The sequence below is a fragment of the Halospina sp. K52047b genome, from assembly GCF_008709855.1.
GTDB lineage: Bacteria > Pseudomonadota > Gammaproteobacteria > Pseudomonadales > Oleiphilaceae > Halospina > Halospina utahensis_B.
The window spans coordinates 1-18,781 of record NZ_VYJH01000007.1 but is presented as its reverse complement, the minus strand read 5'-3'; the positions used below and the strand labels follow the sequence as shown (position 1 = coordinate 18,781).

The following is an 18,781-nucleotide window of genomic DNA, read 5'->3' as shown; positions in this document are numbered from 1 at the left end:
CAACGACAGGCCGGCCGGATCTTCCCCCGCGGCTCACGCTGCGCACTATTCAACCTCCCGCCGCCTGTCACCCTGAGTCTGCCCCCGCGACGCGTCCAGCAATGCTGTGCGGGGAAGCGCAGCAGGCAACAGGGAGTTACACCATGACCAACCGACAGGCCATTCTGCCTCTGGCAGCTGCAATCAGTCTTTCTGCGTCCTTGTCTACGGCGCAGGAGACGAATGGGACCACTCAGGTCGCTGCGTTCAATATGGATCCTCTGGTTGTCACCTCAACGCTTGGCGTAGAGACCGTCAGTGAGAGTCTGTCTTCTGTGACGGTAATTGATTCCAAGGATCTACAGCAGCGTAATCCCCGGGGACTCGGTGATGTTCTTCAGGCGCAGCCAGGCATTAACGTCACCTCCAGCGGGAGTTTCGGTAAGAACACCAGCGTTTTTACGCGGGGAACCAGCAGTGAATCAACGATACTGCTTCTGGATGGCATCCGGATCCGCTCCGCCACTACCGGCGGTGCGCCGTGGCAATACATACCACCGCAGTTGCTTCAACGTATCGAGGTTGTCCGTGGCCCCAAGGGAACGCTTTACGGATCGGATGCCGTTGGCGGCGTTATTCAGGGGTTCACCACGCCGCGTGACGAGCAGGACCAACAGTGGATTGAGATGGGGGGTGGCAGTTTTTCCACCCAGCAATTCACTGGGGGTGTGAGCGGCCAGAGCGGTGACACCCGATACAGTCTTCAGGGCCACTACCTCGACACGGATGGCACCAACCTGCAGCCCGGGGGTGAAGACAAGGGTTTCCGGAATGCAGCAGGGACCCTCAGCGTGAGCCACAGATTTGATAATGGTGCGTCCCTTGGCGTTGTAGGCCTCCAGAGCAGTGGAAACACTGAATTTTTCGGTGGGGAGACCGATTTCGATATGAGGACGCTGGGCGTAAAGGCAAGTACGCCCGTCGTTCGCAACTGGACAACGTCCATTCAACTCAGTGAGGCACGGGACGAGCAGGACAATGAGAGGGCCGCTGGTCCCAGCTTCTTCGATACGGTAAGTCGCACAGCGCGATGGGAGAATACATTCCGTTTCGAAAATCATGAACTGATTGCCGGTACTGAATACCGTGTGGACGATGTTGATAGTAGTGAGCCCTACGAGGAAGACAGTCGCAGCAACAAGGCTGCCTTCGCTCAGCTTTTGAGCGAGTTTGGAGCCGCTAGTCTGCAGCTCAGTGGGCGCTGGGACGACAACGAGGCCTTTGGTGAAGAAACGACCGGGGCAGTGGCGCTGGGGTACGATCTGAGCCCTGTATACAGCGCGCGAGTCAGTTACGGGACCGCATTCAGGGCGCCAACCTTCAACGATCTTTACTACCCGGGTTTTGGTGACCCGAATCTGGAGCCTGAAACCTCTGGAACCGTTGAAGTTGGATTGAGATCGGATCGGGAATCCGTCTTCTGGGACGTAGCGCTGTTCAGGACGGATGTTGATAACCTGATCAGTGCGCAGCCGGAGAACATCGAACGGGCACGAATCGACGGCCTGGAGCTTTCCGGTGGCGTTTCGATGTCAAACTTCGAGGTGACCTCCGCCGTTACCTTTCAGGATCCCGAAGACCGCTCTACAGGAAACCGGCTGCAGCGGCGCTCGAAGCGCAGCGTGCGGATCGACGCCGATTACACCCCCGCCAACTATCACTTGGGTGCCTCGTTCATCGCGGAAGGCGATCGTTACAACGATCCGCAGAACAGCGAAGTCCTCGCTGGTTTTGGGAGGCTTGATCTCCGAGCCGGAATGGACGTGACCCGCCTTCTCTCGCTCAGTGTGAGTGTGGATAACGTCTTTGATCGGCGCTACAGCACCACCAGCCGGAGTTTTACGCCAGAGTTTGACTATCTCGCTGCGGGCCGTGCGGTTTACGCCACTATCAGTTACGGAGCTAAGTAATGCGCTCCCTCACACGGATGTTGATACTTACATGTCTGTTACTGGGGCTGACGAGTATGTCGGCCACAGCCGCCACCATCGTCGGTATCGTCTCCGACCGCTCCTCCGCCGAAATGGCGGCGGGTGCGGAGCGGCACCTGGAGGCCTTTCCGGAGCATGAGATTGTGCTCCGGACGCCAGAGCAGCTGAAAAAGCTCCCCGATGACGAGGTGGTCAGCCTCTGGAGCGACGCGGACGCGCTCATCCTGGCCGCCGTTTTTGGCGAGGAGTCCGGCCGCATCCGCCGGCTGGTGCGTGACCAGGGGCCGGGGGCGGACGTGCCCATCATGGCCATGAACAGCAAGCGCGGCATAACCCGCCTTTCCCGGCTCGAGGGCGAGCGCGTGATGGCGGATCTCTCGGACAGGACCATCAACGAGATGGTCGCGAACCCTGAACCCGGCGAGGACCCCGCCGCGCACCTGGATGAACGCCGCAAGCAGTACCCGGAGCAGGCGGAATGGCTCACCGGCCGCGCCTTCTACCAGGGCCGCAGCCCCGAGCACATGGATGGCCTCTTCCGCTGGGCGCTGGCCCAGGCCGGGTATGACATCGAGGTGCCGGAACCCAAGCCCCGCGAGCCCATCCGGTACTACCGTAATGGCGAAGCCAGTGCCGATCCGGATTCCCTCAACCTGGAGGAAGGCCCGGCCGTGGCCCTGCTGGACCTGGATTCGGGCGACCGCCCCGGCGATCGGGACCTGCTGGACGCCGCCTGCGAGCAGATGGAAGAGCGTGGCATCCAGTGCTTCACCATCCTGGCCCGTTGGGGTGGGGCGAGCGTGGAAGCGGTGAAGACGCTGGAGGAACGGATCCAGCCGGCTACGTTGTCCGGCATCGTCAGCCTGCAGTATTTCACCGTTGGCGGTGGCGATGGCCGCGAAGCCGTGACCAAAGCGTTCAATAACCTGGATGTGCCGGTCATCAAGGGGATCCGCATCTCCAAGCTCACCAAGCCCGAGTGGTTGCTCTCCGATGAAGGGCTGCCGTGGGATTCGGTGCATTACCAGCTCGCCATGCCCGAACTCCAGGGCATCAGCCAGCCCATGGTGCTGGCGGTGGCTGAGCCGCCGCGCATCGATGAGGAAACGGGCGTGGAACTCACGCTGACCACGCCGGTGGCCGAGCGCGTTAACGCCCTCGCGAACCGGATGGATCGCTGGGTCACGCTCCAGACAAAGGACAACTCGGACAAGCGTGTTGCGGTGGTCTACTACAACCACCCGCCGGGCCGGCAGAACATCGGCGCGGACAAGCTCAACGTCCCGGAATCCCTGTTCGAGATCCTGCAGCGGCTCAAGGCCGAGGGCTACAAGACGGGCGAGCTTCCCGAGTCCCCGGAAGCCCTGCTGGATGAGATCCAGAATCGCGGCGTGAACCTGCCGGACCAGCAGTCCGGCCTGGAAGATCTGGCCGGCAAGGTGCCCTCCGTGAGCAAGGAGACCTACCTGGAGCGCTTCAAGCAACTGCCGGAAGCTGTCCAGGCGGAGATGCAGCACGGCCCCGTGGGCTACCTCCACGCCCAGCTGAAGAACGCCGCCAACAACGGCCATACCAAGCTCGGCAATGACCTGCTCAAGAACGGCGTGAAGGACCTGCGCCACATGCTGCGCAACTACGAGCACGACGCCACTCAGCGCGCTCTGGACCTGCTCGACCAGTACCAGACCGGCTGGCGCGCCGTTCTCCGCAATGAGCAGAACTCGACGAAGAAGGTCACCAGCATCCGCGATGCCCTGATCCGCACCGGCATCCCCGGCCTCTCGGGCTGGGGCGAAGCGCCGGGCCGCTCCATGGTTCACGAAGGCGAGATGCTGTTCCCCGGCATCCATTTCGGTAACGTCTTCATCGGCCCGCAGCCGCCGCGTGGCTGGGAAGTGAGCGAGGAACTGCTGCACGCCAACACCACCTTCCCGCCCACCCACCAGTACCTCGGCTTCTACCAGTGGCTGCGCAAGGACTTCAACGCGGATGCGCTCGTCTACCTGGGCCGCCACTCAACGCGCGAGTTCCTGCCCCGGCGCCGCGCGGGCCTGGCCGAGGACGACTACCCGGAGCTGCTGGGCAAGGACCTTCCGCTCATCTACCCCTACATCGTTGACGGGGTGGGCGAGGGTATCCAGGCCAAGCGCCGCGCCATGGGCGTAATGATCAGCCACCTCACGCCGCCGCTGGAAACCACCAAGCTCTACGACAACCTGCTGGAACTGCGCCAGCTCGTCGAAACCTGGGAGTCCTCCAACGATCCGGATTCCTCCTCGCGCGACCGTGCCGTGAAGGAACTGCGCAAGCGCCTCAAGGAACTGGACATGGTCCAGGACATTGAGAAGGAGCTTGCCGCAGAGCATCACCACGGCGAGGAAGAGGACCACGAAGAGGGTGAAGAAGGCGAGGAAGAGCACAAGGAAGGTGAGGAACACGCCGAGTCCGAGCACCATCACGAACATGCCGAGGGCAACAAAGACCCGGAAGGCGAACACGCCCACGCGCATGAGCATGAGGATGGTGACCAGCACGGCCACGAGCACCACCACGACGAGGAAACCGTCCACCTGGAAGACGTGGACGACGAACTCCTGGTGCACGAGGTCGGCCACTACCTGACCACCATGCAGGAGAGCTTCATGCCCCTGGGCCTGCACGTCTTCGGGCGTGACTGGGAACAGGAAGGCATCGAAACCATGCTCAACTCCATGGCCGGTGACGACGAAGAGCCCAAGCCGGAATGGCGCGAGAAGCTCAAGGCCTCCCCCGGCGAAGAGATGGACCACCTCATGGCCGGCCTCGATGGCCGATTCGTCCCCCCGGGCGAGGGCAACGACCCCGTGCGAACCCCGGCGGTACTGCCCACGGGACGCAACTTCCACGCTCTCTCCAGCGACCTGGTCCCGACCCGCGTTGCCTGGTCCCTGGGCGCGGAAATGGCCGAGGACGCCCGTAACAAGGGCGATCCCAAGGCCGAGGGCAGTGAAGCCATCGTCCTCTGGGCCTCGGACACCGTCCGTGATGAAGGCGTGATGATCGCCTTCGGTCTGGACATGCTTGGCATCAAGCCCAAGTGGAACTCCCGTGGCATCGTCGAAGGCCTCGAGCGCATGCCGCTGGAAGACCGGGCCCGTCGCCGCGACGCACTCTTCACCACCTCCGGCCTGTTCCGCGACCTCTACGAGGACCAGCTCGTGCTCCTCGACCAGGCCTCGCGCCTGGCCCTGGATGGCGCCTACAAGACCATCATGAACAAGCACCCGCAGCTGGACCGCGCCCTGGAAGCCGCCATGGAACCGCTGCCCGAGGAAATGCGCGACCCCGGCAGTGAAAGCCTCGCGAAGAACGACGTGGCCGCGCGCTGGGTTGCCGACACCAAGGCCATGATGGCCAACGGCTCTGACGCCCAGAAAGCCGGCTCGGATGCGGCCCTGCGCGTCTTCGGCACCGCCCCCGGCTCCTACGGCGCCGGCGTCAACCGCCTCGCGGACCGCTCCGGCGCCTGGGACGACCGCGGCAAGGTCGCCGACGCCTACACCCGCCGCATGGGCTATGCCTTCGGCGGCGACAAGCAGGGCGGCCGCCCCGCGCACGATGCGTTCAAGGACCGCCTGGATGACGTCGGCCGTACCTACCTCGGCCGCGCCAGCCACGTCTACGGCCTGCTCGACAACGACGACGGCTTCGACTTCCAGGGCGGCCTCTCCATGGCCGTGGAACACGAAACCGGCCAGGCCCCGACCAACCGCGTCCTAATGCACGCCGACCCCGACAACCCCAGGGTCGAATCCCTGCAGCAGGCCCTGCTAAGCGAGCTGCGTGGCCAGAACCTGAACCCGCAGTGGATCAAACCGCTGATGGAGCAGGGTTACGCCGGCGCACGCACCATGTCCGCGGACTTCCTCGACAACCTCTGGGGCTGGCAGGTGACGAGCCCGGACGTGGTGAAATCCGCCGTCTGGGACGACATCAACGAGGTCTACTTCGAGGACCGTCACAACCTGGGTCTCGATAAGTTCCTCGAGAAGGACCACAACGTCCACGTCAAAACCCACATGCAGGCGATCACACTGGTGGCCGCGCATCGCGGCTTCTGGAAGCCCGACGAGGAAACCCTCAAGAAACTGCGCCAGGAGTTCGCCCAACTCGTCGTCGAGAACGGCCTGCCCGGCAGCGGCCACACCCGCCCGGACCACCCCACCATGCAGTGGGTGGCCGAGAACCTGAGCGATGCCGAGCTGAAGAAAGACTTCAGGGCCGTCCTCGATGCCGCGCGCATGCAGGCGCCGGAGTCCGGCAAGGCCCAGCCGGTGAGCATGCGCGAAGTCACTATGAAACAGAAACCCAAGCAGCAGGAAGCCGAAGAGAAGGCCCAGCAGCAATCGGAAAAGAAAACGGAACAAACGTCCGAGCAACCCGATGCGCAAAAGGCCTCGGCCGAGGGCGGACAGGTCCTGCTTCCGTGGTTCATCGGCGGTGGTGTCCTGCTGCTTCTCGGTGGTGGTGTCGTCGCCGGTCGACGCCTCTCATAAGGCCTGAAGGAGGCAAGCAATGTTTACATCCGCAACCCTCGACATCATGGACTCCATGGTGAGCTTCCTCCTGGAGCCGGTGATCATCGCGCTGCTGGCGCTGATCGCCCTGGCGCTCTGGGAAACTGGCCTGGCCATCGGTGAACGCACCGGCGGCCTGCGCCGGATGATCGAACGCGGTGATACGGAATCCCTCGCCGCCCGCGCCCAGCGCCGCATTGACCGCGCCGACCTGATCGCTCGTGTCGGCCCCATGATGGGCCTCATGGGCACCCTGATCCCGCTCGGCCCGGGCCTGGCCGCGCTCGGGCGCGGTGAGCTCGACGTGCTGGCGGAGGCGGTGACCGTGGCCTTCAACACCACCGTCCTCGGCCTGCTTGCCGGCATCATCGGCTTCCTGCTCGGGCGCATGCGCCGCCGCTGGTACGATGGCGCCATGGCACGGCTGGAGGAGGCCAGCGCATGAGTGTGCCGGAGTACCGCCGCAGCCGTTTCGACGTCACCGACGAGGACCCCATGGGCCCGCTGGCGAACCTGGCTGATATCATGCTTGTGTTCGCCGTGGGCCTGATGGTGGCGCTGGCCGCATCCGAAAGGGCCAACGACCCGCAGCAGAGCGGCGTGGACGTGAAGGCGGGCCGTGAGATGCCGGAGCTGCCCGAGGGCGCCGGCGAATCCGGTGAAGGCTTCCAGCCCATGGGCCAGGTCTACCGGGACCCGGAAACCGGGCGCATGATCATGATCGACAAGGGGAACAGCCAGTGATCCGGATGCTGCACCGACTCACCGCCATCGCCCTTCTCTTTCTGGTCGCCACCACGATGGCCCACGCGGAAGTCTGTGCCACGGATGACCGTGGGAAGGAGGTCTGCCTGGACAGCCCCGCTGAACGCATCATCAGCCTCTCGCCCGGCGCCACTGAGCTGCTCTTCGCCGCCGGCGCCGGGGACGACGTGGTGGGTGTGGTCAACTACAGCGACTACCCCGAGGCCGCGAAGGAACTGCCCATCATCGGCAGCCTCAAGCGGCTCGATGTCGAGCGGATCCTGAGCATGTCGCCGGACCTGGTGATTGTCTGGGTGACCGGCAACCCCAAGGAACAGACCGAGCGGCTGGAAGAGCTGGACCTCACCCTGTACTACCTCGAGCCCAGGGATTTCGAGGGCATCGCCAGCGCCATCGAGCGCCTCTCGACCCTGGCGGATACCAAAGAGGTGGGCTACAGGGAAGCCGATCGGTTCCGCGCCGGGATCGAGTCGCTGCGTGATGAATACGGTGATGCCGATCCGGTGCCAGTGTTCTACCAGGTCTGGGATCAGCCCCTGATGACGGTTAATGGCGAGCACTTCATCCACGAAGTGATTGAACTGTGCGGTGGCGAAAACATCTACGCGGAGCTCGACCGGCTGGTGCCACGCATCGACCGGGAATCCGTGCTGGCCGGGAACCCGGAGGCGATCGTCGCCGGCGGCATGGGCGAGCAGAACCGGGACTGGTTGCAGGAATGGAAACAGTACGGCTCGCTGACCGCCACCGAGCGGGGCAACCTTTTCTTCGTGCCGCCGTCCACCCTGCAGCGGCCTACACCACGCCTGCTGGAAGGCGGCGCCACCCTGTGCAAGAAACTGGAGACCGCCCGTGAACGCCGCTGAGGCCGTCGCGCACCGGGCCAGCGCCTCCATGGCCATTTCCGCCTGGCGTCCTTTTCTGCCGCTGGTGTGGTTGGTATTGCTGGGGCTGCTGGCCCTAATGATGGCCGTCGCCATCGGCAGCGTGACCATCGCGCCCGGCGAGTTCTGGGCGGTGATCCTGGGCGAGGGCAGTGAACTGCACCGCACCCTCATCTTTGAGCTGCGCGCGCCGCGCGCACTGGCCGGGTTCGCCACCGGGGGCCTGCTGGCGGTGGCCGGGGCGCTCATGCAGATCCTGCTGCGCAACCCGCTGGCGGACCCTTACGTGCTTGGTGTCTCCGGCGGTGCCTCGGTGGGCGCGCTCGCCGCCATGCTCGCCGGCACCGGCACCGCCGTGCTCTCCGGCTCTGCTTTCGCGGGCGCGCTGCTGTCCACCTTCCTGGTCTTCGGCCTCGCCCACGGCACCGGCAGCTGGACCCCGGCGCGGCTGCTGCTCACCGGCATCGTGGTCGCCTCCGGCTGGGGCGCGGTGATCACACTGATGCTGGCCATCGGCCCGACGGACAAGCTCCCGGGCATGCTCTACTGGCTCATGGGCGACCTCACCTACGCCCAGACCCCCTGGCCGGCGCTGATCACGCTGGCGCTGGTCTGCTTGCTGGTGATCCCCCTCGGGCGCAGCCTCAACGTCCTTGCACGTGGCCCGCTACAGGCGGCGGCGCTGGGCGTGGCCGTGCGCCCGCTGGAATGGACCATCTACGTGCTCGCCAGCCTGCTCACCGCACTGGCCGTGACCACTGCCGGGAGCATCGGCTTTGTGGGGCTGGTGGTGCCGCACATGCTCCGGCTGGTGCTGGGCAACGACCAGCGCCTCATCCTGCCGGCCTGCGCGCTGGCCGGGGGCGCACTGCTCACGCTGGCGGACACGCTCGCGCGCATCGTCATCGCCCCCGAACAGCTCCCCGTGGGTGTGATCACCGCCCTGCTGGGCGTGCCGACCTTCCTCGTGCTGCTGTACCGGAGTCGCTGATGGCCGTGCTCGAGACCCGCGATCTCATCATCGACATCCCCGAGCGCGCCGACGGCCGTTCGCTCAGCCTGCGCATGGAACCCGGCCAGACCTGGGGCATCCTCGGCCCCAACGGCGCCGGCAAGAGCACCCTGCTGCACACCCTCGGCGGCCTCAACCGCCCGAGGAGCGGGGAAGTGCGGATCGACGACACCCCTTTGCGCCAGATGCGGCGCAGCACCATCGCCCGGCAGCTCGGCCTCGTCTTCCAGGAACGCCAGGACGGCTTCCCCGCCACCGTCCTCGAAACCGCCCTGATCGGAAGGCACCCCTTTTTGTCCCCCTGGCAGCTCGAAGGCGGCGACGACCTCGAAATGGCCGAAAAGGCCCTGGAACGCCTGGAACTCAGCGACCTGGCGGATCGTTCCGTCAGTACCCTATCCGGTGGCGAACGCCAGCGCGTCGCCCTGGCCACGGCCCTGACCCAGAGCCCCAGCATCTGGCTCGCCGACGAACCCACCAACCACCTGGACCTCCGCCACCAGGTGGCCGTGATGGAACTGCTCTCGGAACAGGCCAGGGCAGGGCACACCGTCGTCATGTGCCTCCACGACCTCAACCTCGCCGCCCGCTGGTGCGACCACCTCCTGCTCCTGTACCCGGACGGCGAAGCCTGCTGGGGCGAGGCCGAAAGCATGCTCAAACCCAAGGCCCTCGAACAGCTCTACGGCCAGCCCCTCACGTGGGCGGAGGTGGATGGGGCTCCCGTATTCGTGCCGTCATGACGGAAAGAACCCCCAAAAATGACCCCCCTGTAGGAGCTTGCTTGCAAGCGATCCAAGCGATCCAGACAAAGCAAGCGATAAAACAATCGCGAGCAAAGCTCGCTCCTACAGGGAACAAGACTAACCGAGGCTGAATTCAATGAACACCCAGACCATCACAGGCACCACCGCCGCCGCCATGATCACAGCCCCGGGCTCTGGCCACGGCAAATCCATGGTCACCGCCGCCCTGGCACGCCTCCACAAAAACGAAGGCCGCAACGTCCGCGTCTTCAAGCACGGCCCGGACTACCTCGACCCCATGGTCCTCGAACGGGCCTCCGGCAACCCGGTCTACCAGGTCCACGGCTGGATGACCGGCATGGACGAAGTCCGCTGGCGCCTCGCCGAAGCCGCCCAGACCGCTGACCTGATACTGGTCGAAGGCTCCATGGGCCTCTTCGACGGCGACCCCAGCACCGCCGACATGGCCGTCGCCTGCGGCATCCCCGCGCTACCGGTCATCGGCGCCAACGCCATGGGCCAGACCTTCGGCGCGATTGCTCTGGGCCTCGCCCGCTACCGCGATGATCTGGAAGTGAAGGAAGTCATCGCCAACCGCACCGGCAGCGGCTACCACGCCCACCTGTGCAAGGAGAGCCTCCCCGAAGACATCAGCCTCCTCGGCGCCATCCCGAGGAATGAGGCCTTCGACATCCCGGACCGCCACCTCGGCATCGTCCAGGCCGACGAAATCACCGACCTCGATCAACAACTCGACGCCGCCGCCGAAGTCCTGAAAGAAGCCGGCCTCGACCAACTCCCGGCCCAGGTCACCCTGGAAGCAACAACACCCGAACAACCGCCAAGGCTCCTCGAAGGCACCACCATCGCCATCGCCAAGGACGCCGCCTTCGCCTTCATCTACCGGGCCAACACCGAACTCCTCGAAGCCATGGGCGCCACCCTGAAGTTCTTCTCTCCCCTCGCGGACAAAGAACTCCCGGACGCCGATGCCCTCTGGCTCCCCGGCGGCTACCCCGAACTCCACGGAGAAGCACTCGCCGCCAACACAGCCATGAAACAGGCCATCCAGGCCCACCACCAGGCCGGAAAGCCAATCTATGCCGAATGCGGCGGCCTCATGGCCTGCACCGAAACCATGACCGACCCGGAAGACGGCACCGAACACAGCCTCTACGCCCTCATGCCCGGCAAAGTCTCCATGGCCCCCAAACTCAAGGCACTGGGCATCCAGTCCCTGAACACCGACAATGGCGAACTCCGAGGCCACACCTTCCACCACTCCGAACTCGAAACGGAACGGGAACCGGCCATGAGAACGACCAAGAAAAACGGCAGTGAAGGGGAGCGCGTGTTCAAACAGGGCTCACTCACAGCGAGCTACTTCCACGGTTACTTCCCCACGGCCCCCAAACTGGTGGCGGAACTTTTTAAAGGCCAGGAGCGATAACGATGCGAGAGAATGCGAAAGACCCGGAACGCCATGCCCAACGCATGGCCCGCAAGAAGAAGGTCATGGAAGAACGCATGGCCAACGCCCAGAAAGACCAGGGCGTCCTACTCGTAACCACCGGCAACGGCAAAGGCAAAAGCTCCTCCGGCTTCGGCATGGCCGCCAGAGCCCTGGGCCACGGCATGAAAGTAGGCATCGTCCAATTCATCAAAGGCAAAATGCAAACCGGCGAAGAACGCTTCTTCCGCGACCAACCCAACGTCGACTACCACGTCATGGGCCAGGGCTACACCTGGGACACCCAGGACCGCGAAAAAGACGTCGAAGCCGCCGAAAACGCCTGGAAAGAAGTCCAGCGCATGCTCCAGGACGACAGCTACGGCCTTGTGCTGCTCGACGAACTCAACATCGCCCTGCGCTACGAATACCTCGACTTGGACCAGGTCCTGGACGACCTCCAGAACCGCCCCGAGATGCAGCACGTCGTGGTCACCGGCCGTAACGCCCCGAAAGAGCTGATCGAGCTGGCCGACACCGTCACCGACATGACCATCGTCAAACACGCCTTCAAAGACCTCGGCGTCCGCGCCCAGAAAGGCGTCGAACTGTAGGAGCGGGCACGCCCGCGATTTCCTGACCCGTAGGAGCTTGCTTGCAAGCGATATCGCGAGCGAATCAATCTACCGTAGGAGCGAGCCTTGCTCGCGATACCCTCTCTGGCACTATCGCTTGCAAGCAAGCTCCTGCAAAGGGTATCGCGAGCAGAGCTCGCTCCTACAGGGAACGCGCACAACGGAGGCAACACCTCATGCAATCGCTGATGGTCATGGGCACCACCTCGGACTCCGGCAAGAGCACCATCGTCGCCGCCCTGTGCCGCTGGCTCCACCGCCAGGGCATCTCCGTGGCCCCGTTCAAGCCCCAGAACATGGCCCTGAACAGCGCCGTCACCGAAGACGGCGGCGAAATCGGCCGCTCCACCGCCCTCCAGGCCCTGGCCTGCGGCATCGAGCCGCACAGCGACATGAACCCCGTGCTCCTCAAGCCCCAGACCGACCGCGGCGCCCAGGTCATCCTGCGAGGGCAGGTCTACGGCAACATGGACGCCGTCGACTACCACGGCTTCAAGAAAGAAGCCCGCAAGAGCGTCATGGCCGCCTGGGAAGCCCTCAAGGCCCGCTATGATGTGATCATCGTCGAAGGCGCCGGCAGCCCCGCCGAAGTCAACCTGCGCGAAAACGACATCGCCAACATGGGCTTCGCCGAAGCCGCCGACCTCCCCGTACTGCTCGTCGGCGACATCGACCGCGGCGGCGTCTTCGCCCAGCTCGTCGGCACCCTCCAGCTCCTGTCCCAGTCCGAACGCGACCGCGTCACCGGCCTGCTCATCAACCGCTTCCGCGGCGACCCGGCCCTGCTTGAAGACGGCCTCAAATGGCTCGAAGACTACACCGGCAAACCCATCGCCGGCATATTCCCCTACCTCCAGGGCCTCATCCTGGACGCCGAAGACAGCGTCGGCCTCACCGGCACCGAGGCCGACGAAGACGCCCTCAAAGTCGTCGTCCCCGCGCTCCCCAGAATGAGCAACCACAACGACTTCGACCCCCTGCGCCTCCACCCCAAGGTGGACCTCCAGTTCATCGGCCCCGACCAACCCAAACCCGGCGCCGACCTCATCATCCTCCCCGGCAGCAAAAGCACCCGAGCCGACCGCGAATGGCTCAAGGCCCAGGGCTGGGACGAACACATCCAGCGCCACCTGCGCTACGGCGGCAAGGTGCTCGGGATTTGCGGGGGATTCCAAATCCTGGGCAAAACCATCGCCGACCCGGACGGCATCGAAGGCGAACCCGGCGAAACCGACGGCCTGAACCTGCTGGATCTTGAAACGCGGCTGGAGGAAGGGAAGCAACTGCGGCGCGTGACCGGGGTGTTTGCGGAGAGCGGGACGCCGATGAGTGGGTATGAGATTCATAATGGGGTGACGACCGGGAGTGCGTTGGAGCGGCCGTTGGCGTCATTGGATGGAAGGCCGGATGGGGCGGTTAGCCAGGATCAGGCCATAGCTGGCTGTTACATCCATGGGGTGTTTGATGACGCCGAGGCCTGCGACACCCTGCTGATATGGGCCGGGCTACAAAACGACCAAGCAATCGCCGATTATCAGCAACACAGATTGGCCGAGCTGGACCGGCTGGCCGATGCTGTGACGGAGTATGTTAGCGCGGGCGTACTTAAATGCGTCTGACTTCATACCCTTGGCACCTGAGGTTCGACTTACTTTATCAGGTGGTAGAACTGGACCGTTTGGGTGATGCCGCATTGCATCACCTAACCGAAAATACTCCTTACGTACTGACTTCATACGGCTTGGCGCGCAAACCGCAATTCCGCCATCAGCTCCGAAAAAACAGCAATTCAAACCAATGCATGGACCAAGGACTGCCCTTCAGCTAGGCTGATATTTTGAGGATCAAAAGCGCCCCACCCATTGGCGTTTCAATCGCGTGCCTGTATCGCGTCGCGTTAGTGTAACGTCCCCTCGTGTCTCTCGTACCGGGGCTTGCTACAAATTTCCGAGTAACAGTGTAAACGCCCAGTGATCATTGCCTTAGAGTGAGCCAGATTCAGGGCCTTGAACTACGAAAGATCGGAGAACCACCCTCATCCAAAAGCAATGATCAATATATAGGCAGTGCCGCCACGAACTCACTACTCAGAGAAATCAGCCGGTTTTTATGTATCTGTGATTATAAAAACAGCTTCGGCTCACCGGGAAGGAAAAATGAAAATAGAAAATTTTAAGGAAATTGACTCCCTCCACCATAGCGAATTTGAGGTCTTTGTAAGGGACTTGTTCCTTAGTGCAGGTTGGTCTGACGCATATATAACCAAGCTTGGCGAAGATTTTAAGTCAGGTGATGGAGGGGTTGATATATTCGCTTACAGAAACGGCAAGAAATTTGCCATTGAAGTTAAGCAAAGAGCTCTCGGTACACAAGTCGACGTGAAGGCATTAAATCAATTGGTAGCCGGCGCCAAGTTAGCAAAAGCTTCAAATCTCATATTAGTTACAAACTCATACTTTACCAATGAAGTTAAGGTTAGGGCTCTCCGCCTAGGTCTGGAATTGGTGGATCGGGATGAATTACAGAATCTGTGGCATGTAAAGCATTCTGAAATAGGGAGAGAAATTAAACCAAGAAAATACCAATCGGAAATAATAAGGGAGTCTTACGAAAAATATAAGTCTGGTTCAAATAGACTTCTGATGGAAATGGCGACAGGACTAGGTAAAACCTATACTGTTGCGTTGTTGATGAAAGAATTAATGGAGAAAGACTCAAGAGTTCTTTTTCTTGCCCACCAAGTTGAAATACTACTACAGACCGTCACTGCTTTTAAAAACGTATTTGGGATTGGTGATTTCACGTTTAGTGCATGTTTCTCTGGTGCCGCGCCTGAAAACACAAGTTTCGTATTTGCTAGCTTCGATACATTGTACTCGCGATTAAGTCAATTAAGAAGTGATCAATTTGATTTTATTATAGTTGATGAGGCGCATCATACTCCAGCATCGACCTATAGTCAGGTTGTCGAGGCATTCGCACCAAAGCTTTTAGTTGGGCTAACGGCAACGCCCTTTCGGGGGGATAACAAAGATGTGAACGCATTTTTTGGGGGTGAGGATGGCCATATCGGAAAGTACGATCTGGTATGGGCTTTAGCAAATAAAAAATTAGCTTTTCCTAGGTATCATGTTCTACTTGATGATCTAGATCAAAGCAAAATAGATCAACTAGAAACCGGACTTTCAGTTTCAGATTTAGATAAACGACTATTTCTTCATCGTAAAGATGAGGAGGTCGTTAGAATCATTGAGAAAACCATCGATAATAAGCAACTTGATCCTGTAAAAGGCATCGTTTTTTGTAGAAATATTGATCACATTAACCATCTTATCAAGTTCTTTGAGCTCGGGTCTGCTACTTATGTTCACTCCAAGCAATCTGAGGACTCTCGAAGAGAAAATCTTCGGAAGTTTCGAGAAGATAGTTATCGATTTATTCTAGTATGTGATTTATTTAACGAGGGAGTAGATATTCCTGAGGCCAACTTACTTGTGTTTATGCGCTATACAGGGTCTCAAACCGTTTGGTTACAGCAGCTCGGAAGGGGGCTGCGAAAAACTGCGAATAAGGACTTTGTGGATGTTTTGGATTTCGTGGGTTCGCTAGAGAGGCTGGAGCAGATCACGGGCTTTGCTCGCGCAGTGAACAGGACAAAACCCGAAGCAATCGAAAACGATGACGAAGTCAACCAACTAGATCCTAAATTCCATGATTCAACAATTGACGTACTCTATAGTGAGTCAGCCGCAAAAGTGCTTGACTTAATTGAGAACTTAAAATTTAGATTAAACTCTAGATCAAATCTTATAGAAAAGCTTACCGCATTTTACGCCTCTGAGATGTATGTTCCTCAAATCCATCAATTGGAGGTCTATCTAGAAAGTGTGTCCCCTGATCAGATTGCTACGCATTTCGATTCATATTATGGATACCTCAAGGCGGCATTTGGTGATGATTTAAATATGTCCATTTTTTATGAACGGGTATATAAATTTATCGATGAATACAGACAGAAAAATTATATTTCTCCCAGTTTAAGAGCAATAAGTTCCGGGCTGAGCTTTGGGTTCTTGCCCTATATTTCTGAAAATGAACTTGAGGATTTAGGTGTGGATCCATCCACCTGCGAATTTACCAAAAATGAATCGGGAGCACTTGGTGGGTCAAAAGAATTGCATTTAAATGAATTGAATACCAATATCGATTTAAAATCAGAAGAAGTGCGGTTGCCGCCTGATATTGAGAAAGAACCCAACGAACAGCGCGAACTGATTCGTCATTACGTTGATTTGGTAAGGAGTCGTAATGATTTTGAGAGTTTGGCAGATAGCGAAAAGGAAAAGATATTACGTGAGTTTAAATCCCCATCCCTTTTTCTGGCGAAATTGAGTAAGGTGAGAAAGGCTTCTAAATGAATATCCAATATTTTGATATGCCATTATTAGAGGTTGAGAGTTTTAATGGCCACAGAAAGGTTATGCAACGCTTAGCGTTTGGTGTAAGAGAAGGATATATAGGGCGTGGTCAGGAAACGACAGTCGCTGAGATTCTTGAGTTAGAAGAAAGTGAATTACGTAAAATTCCATATTTTGGAACGAAGTATTTTGAACTTTTTTCTAAAATGAAGGACGATTTTGAATCTTCGACTTCCATAGGGCCTCATAAAGGAGAAAATTTGGAGTGCGAGGATTTTGATGAATTATATAACCTGTCGCTCCGGGTTTATCTAAATCTAATGAATTTGGAGGAAGGTGACCTTAAGGCTCTTAAGAAGTTGGAGAGTAAGGGATTAGGTACGTCAGTTAGTAGTTTGATTACACTCAACCAGAAGGAGCTTGTACAGGTAGACGGTATTGGAGAGGCAGCGATTTCTGGCGCACTAAATATTAAGAAGCTTTGTGTTAGTGAGCTTGTCAAGGCCCTGAGAGGTGAGGTTGATCTTGAAGGCTTTAAAAGTTCTGTTTTGTTGCCTAGTAAGGTAGACGGATTAACTATAGAAGCCCTCGATTCGCTTTTGATCGAGGATTTGGATGCATTTATAAAAAATTTAAGTAGCAATGAAGAGTTTATTTTTGTCCGTCGATGGGGGTTTACTGAGGAAAAGGAGACGCTTCAAGAAATAGGTAATTGTCTAAATTTGACTCGGGAGAGGGTGAGGCAGATCGAGAAGGGGCTTAAAGATAAATTTAGGTCTGAAAAAAGATTAACTGGGGGCATGATTGCATCGATCGTCGAGAGTAATATGCGGTGTCTGTCAACGTAGATGTCGCGTTTAAGTCATCAGCTCTTTAACAATTGACCGCCGTTTCCGGATTCAGAGTCACTGATTCCGGCAAGCTGAGTTTTCGAATATCACCGGACCAGCGGCGCGGGTTTTCAGCCTTCGCAGCCTCGATAACCCGTTGACGCTGGACCAGGATCTGGTCAGCTTCGCCGTTATGGCGCTGCTGTGGTGTCACGTAATTCAGGGCGCTGTGGCGATGCTCGGTGTTGTACCAACGCACGAACGCCAACACCCAGTCCCGGGCCTGCTCGATTGTTGTGAAGCCGTTTGTCGGGAACCCCGGGCGGAACTTCAGAGTTTTGAACAGCGACTCCGAGTAGGCATTGTCATTGCTCACTCTGGGGCGGCTTTTCGAGGGCGTAATGCCCAAGTCGTACAGTTTCTCCAGGAAGGTCGACGCCTTCATGGGGCTGCCATTGTCAGAGTGCAGCACCAGTGGTTTGTCCTTCGTTGCCAGATGCTCACGCCAGTACGCCTTTTCAATGAACTCGCTGGCCAGCTCTCCGGTTTCGCTGTCGTAGACCTCATGGCCAACGATCTTGCGGCTGTACACATCCAGCATCAGGTACAGGTAGAACCAGGTGCCTCTGGCCGGGCCCGGTAACCATGAGATATCCCACGACCACAGTTGGTTTGGTTGTGTCGCCTTGTGTGTGGTCGCTTGGCGCCTGCTCTCAGGTGCTTTCTGTCGGCCTCTGGGGTGCACCTGATCGTACTCACGCAGAACCCGATAGAACGTTGACTCCGAGGCCAGGTAGCGTCCCTGATCCAGCTGATCGGCCACGATAAACGCCGGCGGGCAGCTTCGATATTCTTTCTGATTGCACAGCGATACCACGGCCTGGCGCTCCTGGTTCGTCAGTTTATTGCTCGGCGCCGCTCTGGGCACCAATGGCCTCTGGTCCGCTTTGACACCCTTGTCAGTCGTCCAGCGCTGATAAGTGCGTACAGTCAGGTTCAGCAAGGCACAAGCCTTCTCCAGCCGGGCTCCGCTACTCTGCGCTTGTTCAATCAGAGTAATGGCCTGCTGGCGATCCGGGAGGCTGGTCATTCGTCCTCGTCTTTGGGGCCCCAGATCGCCTCGGCTTTTTTTGACAGCGTCAGCAGAGCCGCCGTTTCCGCAAGAGCCTTGTCCTTGCGTCGCAATTCCGACTCAAGTTTTTTGGTTCGTTTCTTCTCGGCTTTGGTCGCTTGCCGGTTCCTTTTGGCCTGCTCATCAGACTGGGCATTAGCCCCCGCACAGGCGGCTTTCCAGGCCTCGATCTGCTCCGGGTACAGACCGTGTTTGCGGCAATATTCACCGAGCTCCGCCTCCGTCATTGGGGCGGTCTCCAGCACAATGCGGAACTTCTCTTCGCTACTCCACTTCTCGGGGGTGGCTGAGTTCGATGGCAAAACGGCACCTTGCTCTCTGGCGGCTTTACGCCAATTGTACAAGGTTGCCGTACTGATGCCTTCCTGGCTGGCCAACTCGGC

General features: G+C 59.4%; 12 protein-coding genes and 1 pseudogene. 12 read left to right on the top strand and 1 reads right to left on the bottom strand.

Annotated features, from left to right (window positions below; genetic code table 11):
* The first annotated feature begins 143 nt into the window (after window positions 1-143).
* From F3089_RS09880 to F3089_RS09825, 12 genes are all read left to right on the top strand, one after another.
* Window positions 144-1,949 carry a TonB-dependent receptor domain-containing protein gene (locus tag F3089_RS09880; protein ID WP_151440651.1) on the top strand — a complete coding sequence of 602 codons (1,806 nt, stop codon included), beginning with the start codon at window positions 144-146 and terminating at the stop codon, window positions 1,947-1,949.
* The gene (locus tag F3089_RS09875) at window positions 1,949-6,505 is read left to right on the top strand and encodes a cobaltochelatase subunit CobN (RefSeq protein ID WP_502707334.1); all 4,557 of its coding nucleotides are present in this window, start codon (window positions 1,949-1,951) and stop codon (window positions 6,503-6,505) included. The genes F3089_RS09880 and F3089_RS09875 overlap by 1 nt, the downstream gene beginning before the upstream one ends.
* A 19-nt stretch (window positions 6,506-6,524) precedes the next feature.
* Window positions 6,525-6,971 (top strand): MotA/TolQ/ExbB proton channel family protein, encoded by a 447-nt coding sequence (locus F3089_RS09870; RefSeq protein WP_151440650.1) that lies wholly within the window; start codon window positions 6,525-6,527, stop codon window positions 6,969-6,971.
* Entirely contained in the window at window positions 6,968-7,270 is a 303-nt protein-coding gene (locus F3089_RS09865; protein WP_151440649.1) for a DUF2149 domain-containing protein, read from the top strand. The genes F3089_RS09870 and F3089_RS09865 overlap by 4 nt, the downstream gene beginning before the upstream one ends.
* Window positions 7,271-7,275: 5 nt before the next feature.
* On the top strand, window positions 7,276-8,157 hold the full coding sequence (locus tag F3089_RS09860) for a cobalamin-binding protein (RefSeq protein WP_151440648.1): 882 nt from the start codon (window positions 7,276-7,278) through the stop codon (window positions 8,155-8,157).
* Window positions 8,158-8,254: 97 nt separating this feature from the next.
* Window positions 8,255-9,166 (top strand): FecCD family ABC transporter permease, encoded by a 912-nt coding sequence (locus tag F3089_RS09855; protein ID WP_502707335.1) that lies wholly within the window; start codon window positions 8,255-8,257, stop codon window positions 9,164-9,166.
* A complete protein-coding gene (locus tag F3089_RS09850; RefSeq protein WP_151440647.1) occupies window positions 9,166-9,930 on the top strand; it encodes an ABC transporter ATP-binding protein in 765 nt (254 codons plus the stop codon). Before F3089_RS09855 ends, F3089_RS09850 begins: the two co-directional genes overlap by 1 nt.
* Window positions 9,931-10,069: 139 nt before the next feature.
* Window positions 10,070-11,383: a cobyrinic acid a,c-diamide synthase CobB gene (locus F3089_RS09845; protein ID WP_151440646.1), complete on the top strand. Its 1,314-nt coding sequence runs from the start codon at window positions 10,070-10,072 to the stop codon at window positions 11,381-11,383.
* Between the two features lie 2 nt (window positions 11,384-11,385).
* The gene (cobO, locus tag F3089_RS09840) at window positions 11,386-11,997 is read left to right on the top strand and encodes a cob(I)yrinic acid a,c-diamide adenosyltransferase (protein WP_151440645.1); all 612 of its coding nucleotides are present in this window, start codon (window positions 11,386-11,388) and stop codon (window positions 11,995-11,997) included.
* Window positions 11,998-12,194: 197 nt separating this feature from the next.
* Window positions 12,195-13,637 (top strand): cobyric acid synthase, encoded by a 1,443-nt coding sequence (locus F3089_RS09835; RefSeq protein ID WP_151440644.1) that lies wholly within the window; start codon window positions 12,195-12,197, stop codon window positions 13,635-13,637.
* Window positions 13,638-14,174: 537 nt separating this feature from the next.
* Window positions 14,175-16,436 carry a DEAD/DEAH box helicase family protein gene (locus F3089_RS09830; protein ID WP_151440643.1) on the top strand — a complete coding sequence of 754 codons (2,262 nt, stop codon included), beginning with the start codon at window positions 14,175-14,177 and terminating at the stop codon, window positions 16,434-16,436.
* Window positions 16,433-17,284: a sigma factor-like helix-turn-helix DNA-binding protein gene (locus F3089_RS09825; RefSeq protein ID WP_151440642.1), complete on the top strand. Its 852-nt coding sequence runs from the start codon at window positions 16,433-16,435 to the stop codon at window positions 17,282-17,284. The genes F3089_RS09830 and F3089_RS09825 overlap by 4 nt, the downstream gene beginning before the upstream one ends.
* Window positions 17,285-17,309: 25 nt before the next feature.
* Here F3089_RS09825 and F3089_RS09820 read toward each other — a convergent pair.
* Window positions 17,310-18,781: pseudogene (locus F3089_RS09820) on the bottom strand (IS3 family transposase); the annotation flags it as partial.

Bases quoted from the DNA above. Each gene is read 5' to 3' on its own strand.
- F3089_RS09880 (WP_151440651.1), top strand. From the start codon at position 144: ATGACCAACCGACAGGCCATTCTGCCTCTGGCAGCTGCAATCAGTCTT.
- F3089_RS09875 (WP_502707334.1), top strand. From the start codon at position 1,949: ATGCGCTCCCTCACACGGATGTTGATACTTACATGTCTGTTACTGGGG.
- F3089_RS09870 (WP_151440650.1), top strand. From the start codon at position 6,525: ATGTTTACATCCGCAACCCTCGACATCATGGACTCCATGGTGAGCTTC.
- F3089_RS09865 (WP_151440649.1), top strand. From the start codon at position 6,968: ATGAGTGTGCCGGAGTACCGCCGCAGCCGTTTCGACGTCACCGACGAG.
- F3089_RS09860 (WP_151440648.1), top strand. From the start codon at position 7,276: ATGCTGCACCGACTCACCGCCATCGCCCTTCTCTTTCTGGTCGCCACC.
- F3089_RS09855 (WP_502707335.1), top strand. From the start codon at position 8,255: ATGATGGCCGTCGCCATCGGCAGCGTGACCATCGCGCCCGGCGAGTTC.
- F3089_RS09850 (WP_151440647.1), top strand. From the start codon at position 9,166: ATGGCCGTGCTCGAGACCCGCGATCTCATCATCGACATCCCCGAGCGC.
- F3089_RS09845 (WP_151440646.1), top strand. From the start codon at position 10,070: ATGAACACCCAGACCATCACAGGCACCACCGCCGCCGCCATGATCACA.
- cobO (WP_151440645.1), top strand. From the start codon at position 11,386: ATGCGAGAGAATGCGAAAGACCCGGAACGCCATGCCCAACGCATGGCC.
- F3089_RS09835 (WP_151440644.1), top strand. From the start codon at position 12,195: ATGCAATCGCTGATGGTCATGGGCACCACCTCGGACTCCGGCAAGAGC.
- F3089_RS09830 (WP_151440643.1), top strand. From the start codon at position 14,175: ATGAAAATAGAAAATTTTAAGGAAATTGACTCCCTCCACCATAGCGAA.
- F3089_RS09825 (WP_151440642.1), top strand. From the start codon at position 16,433: ATGAATATCCAATATTTTGATATGCCATTATTAGAGGTTGAGAGTTTT.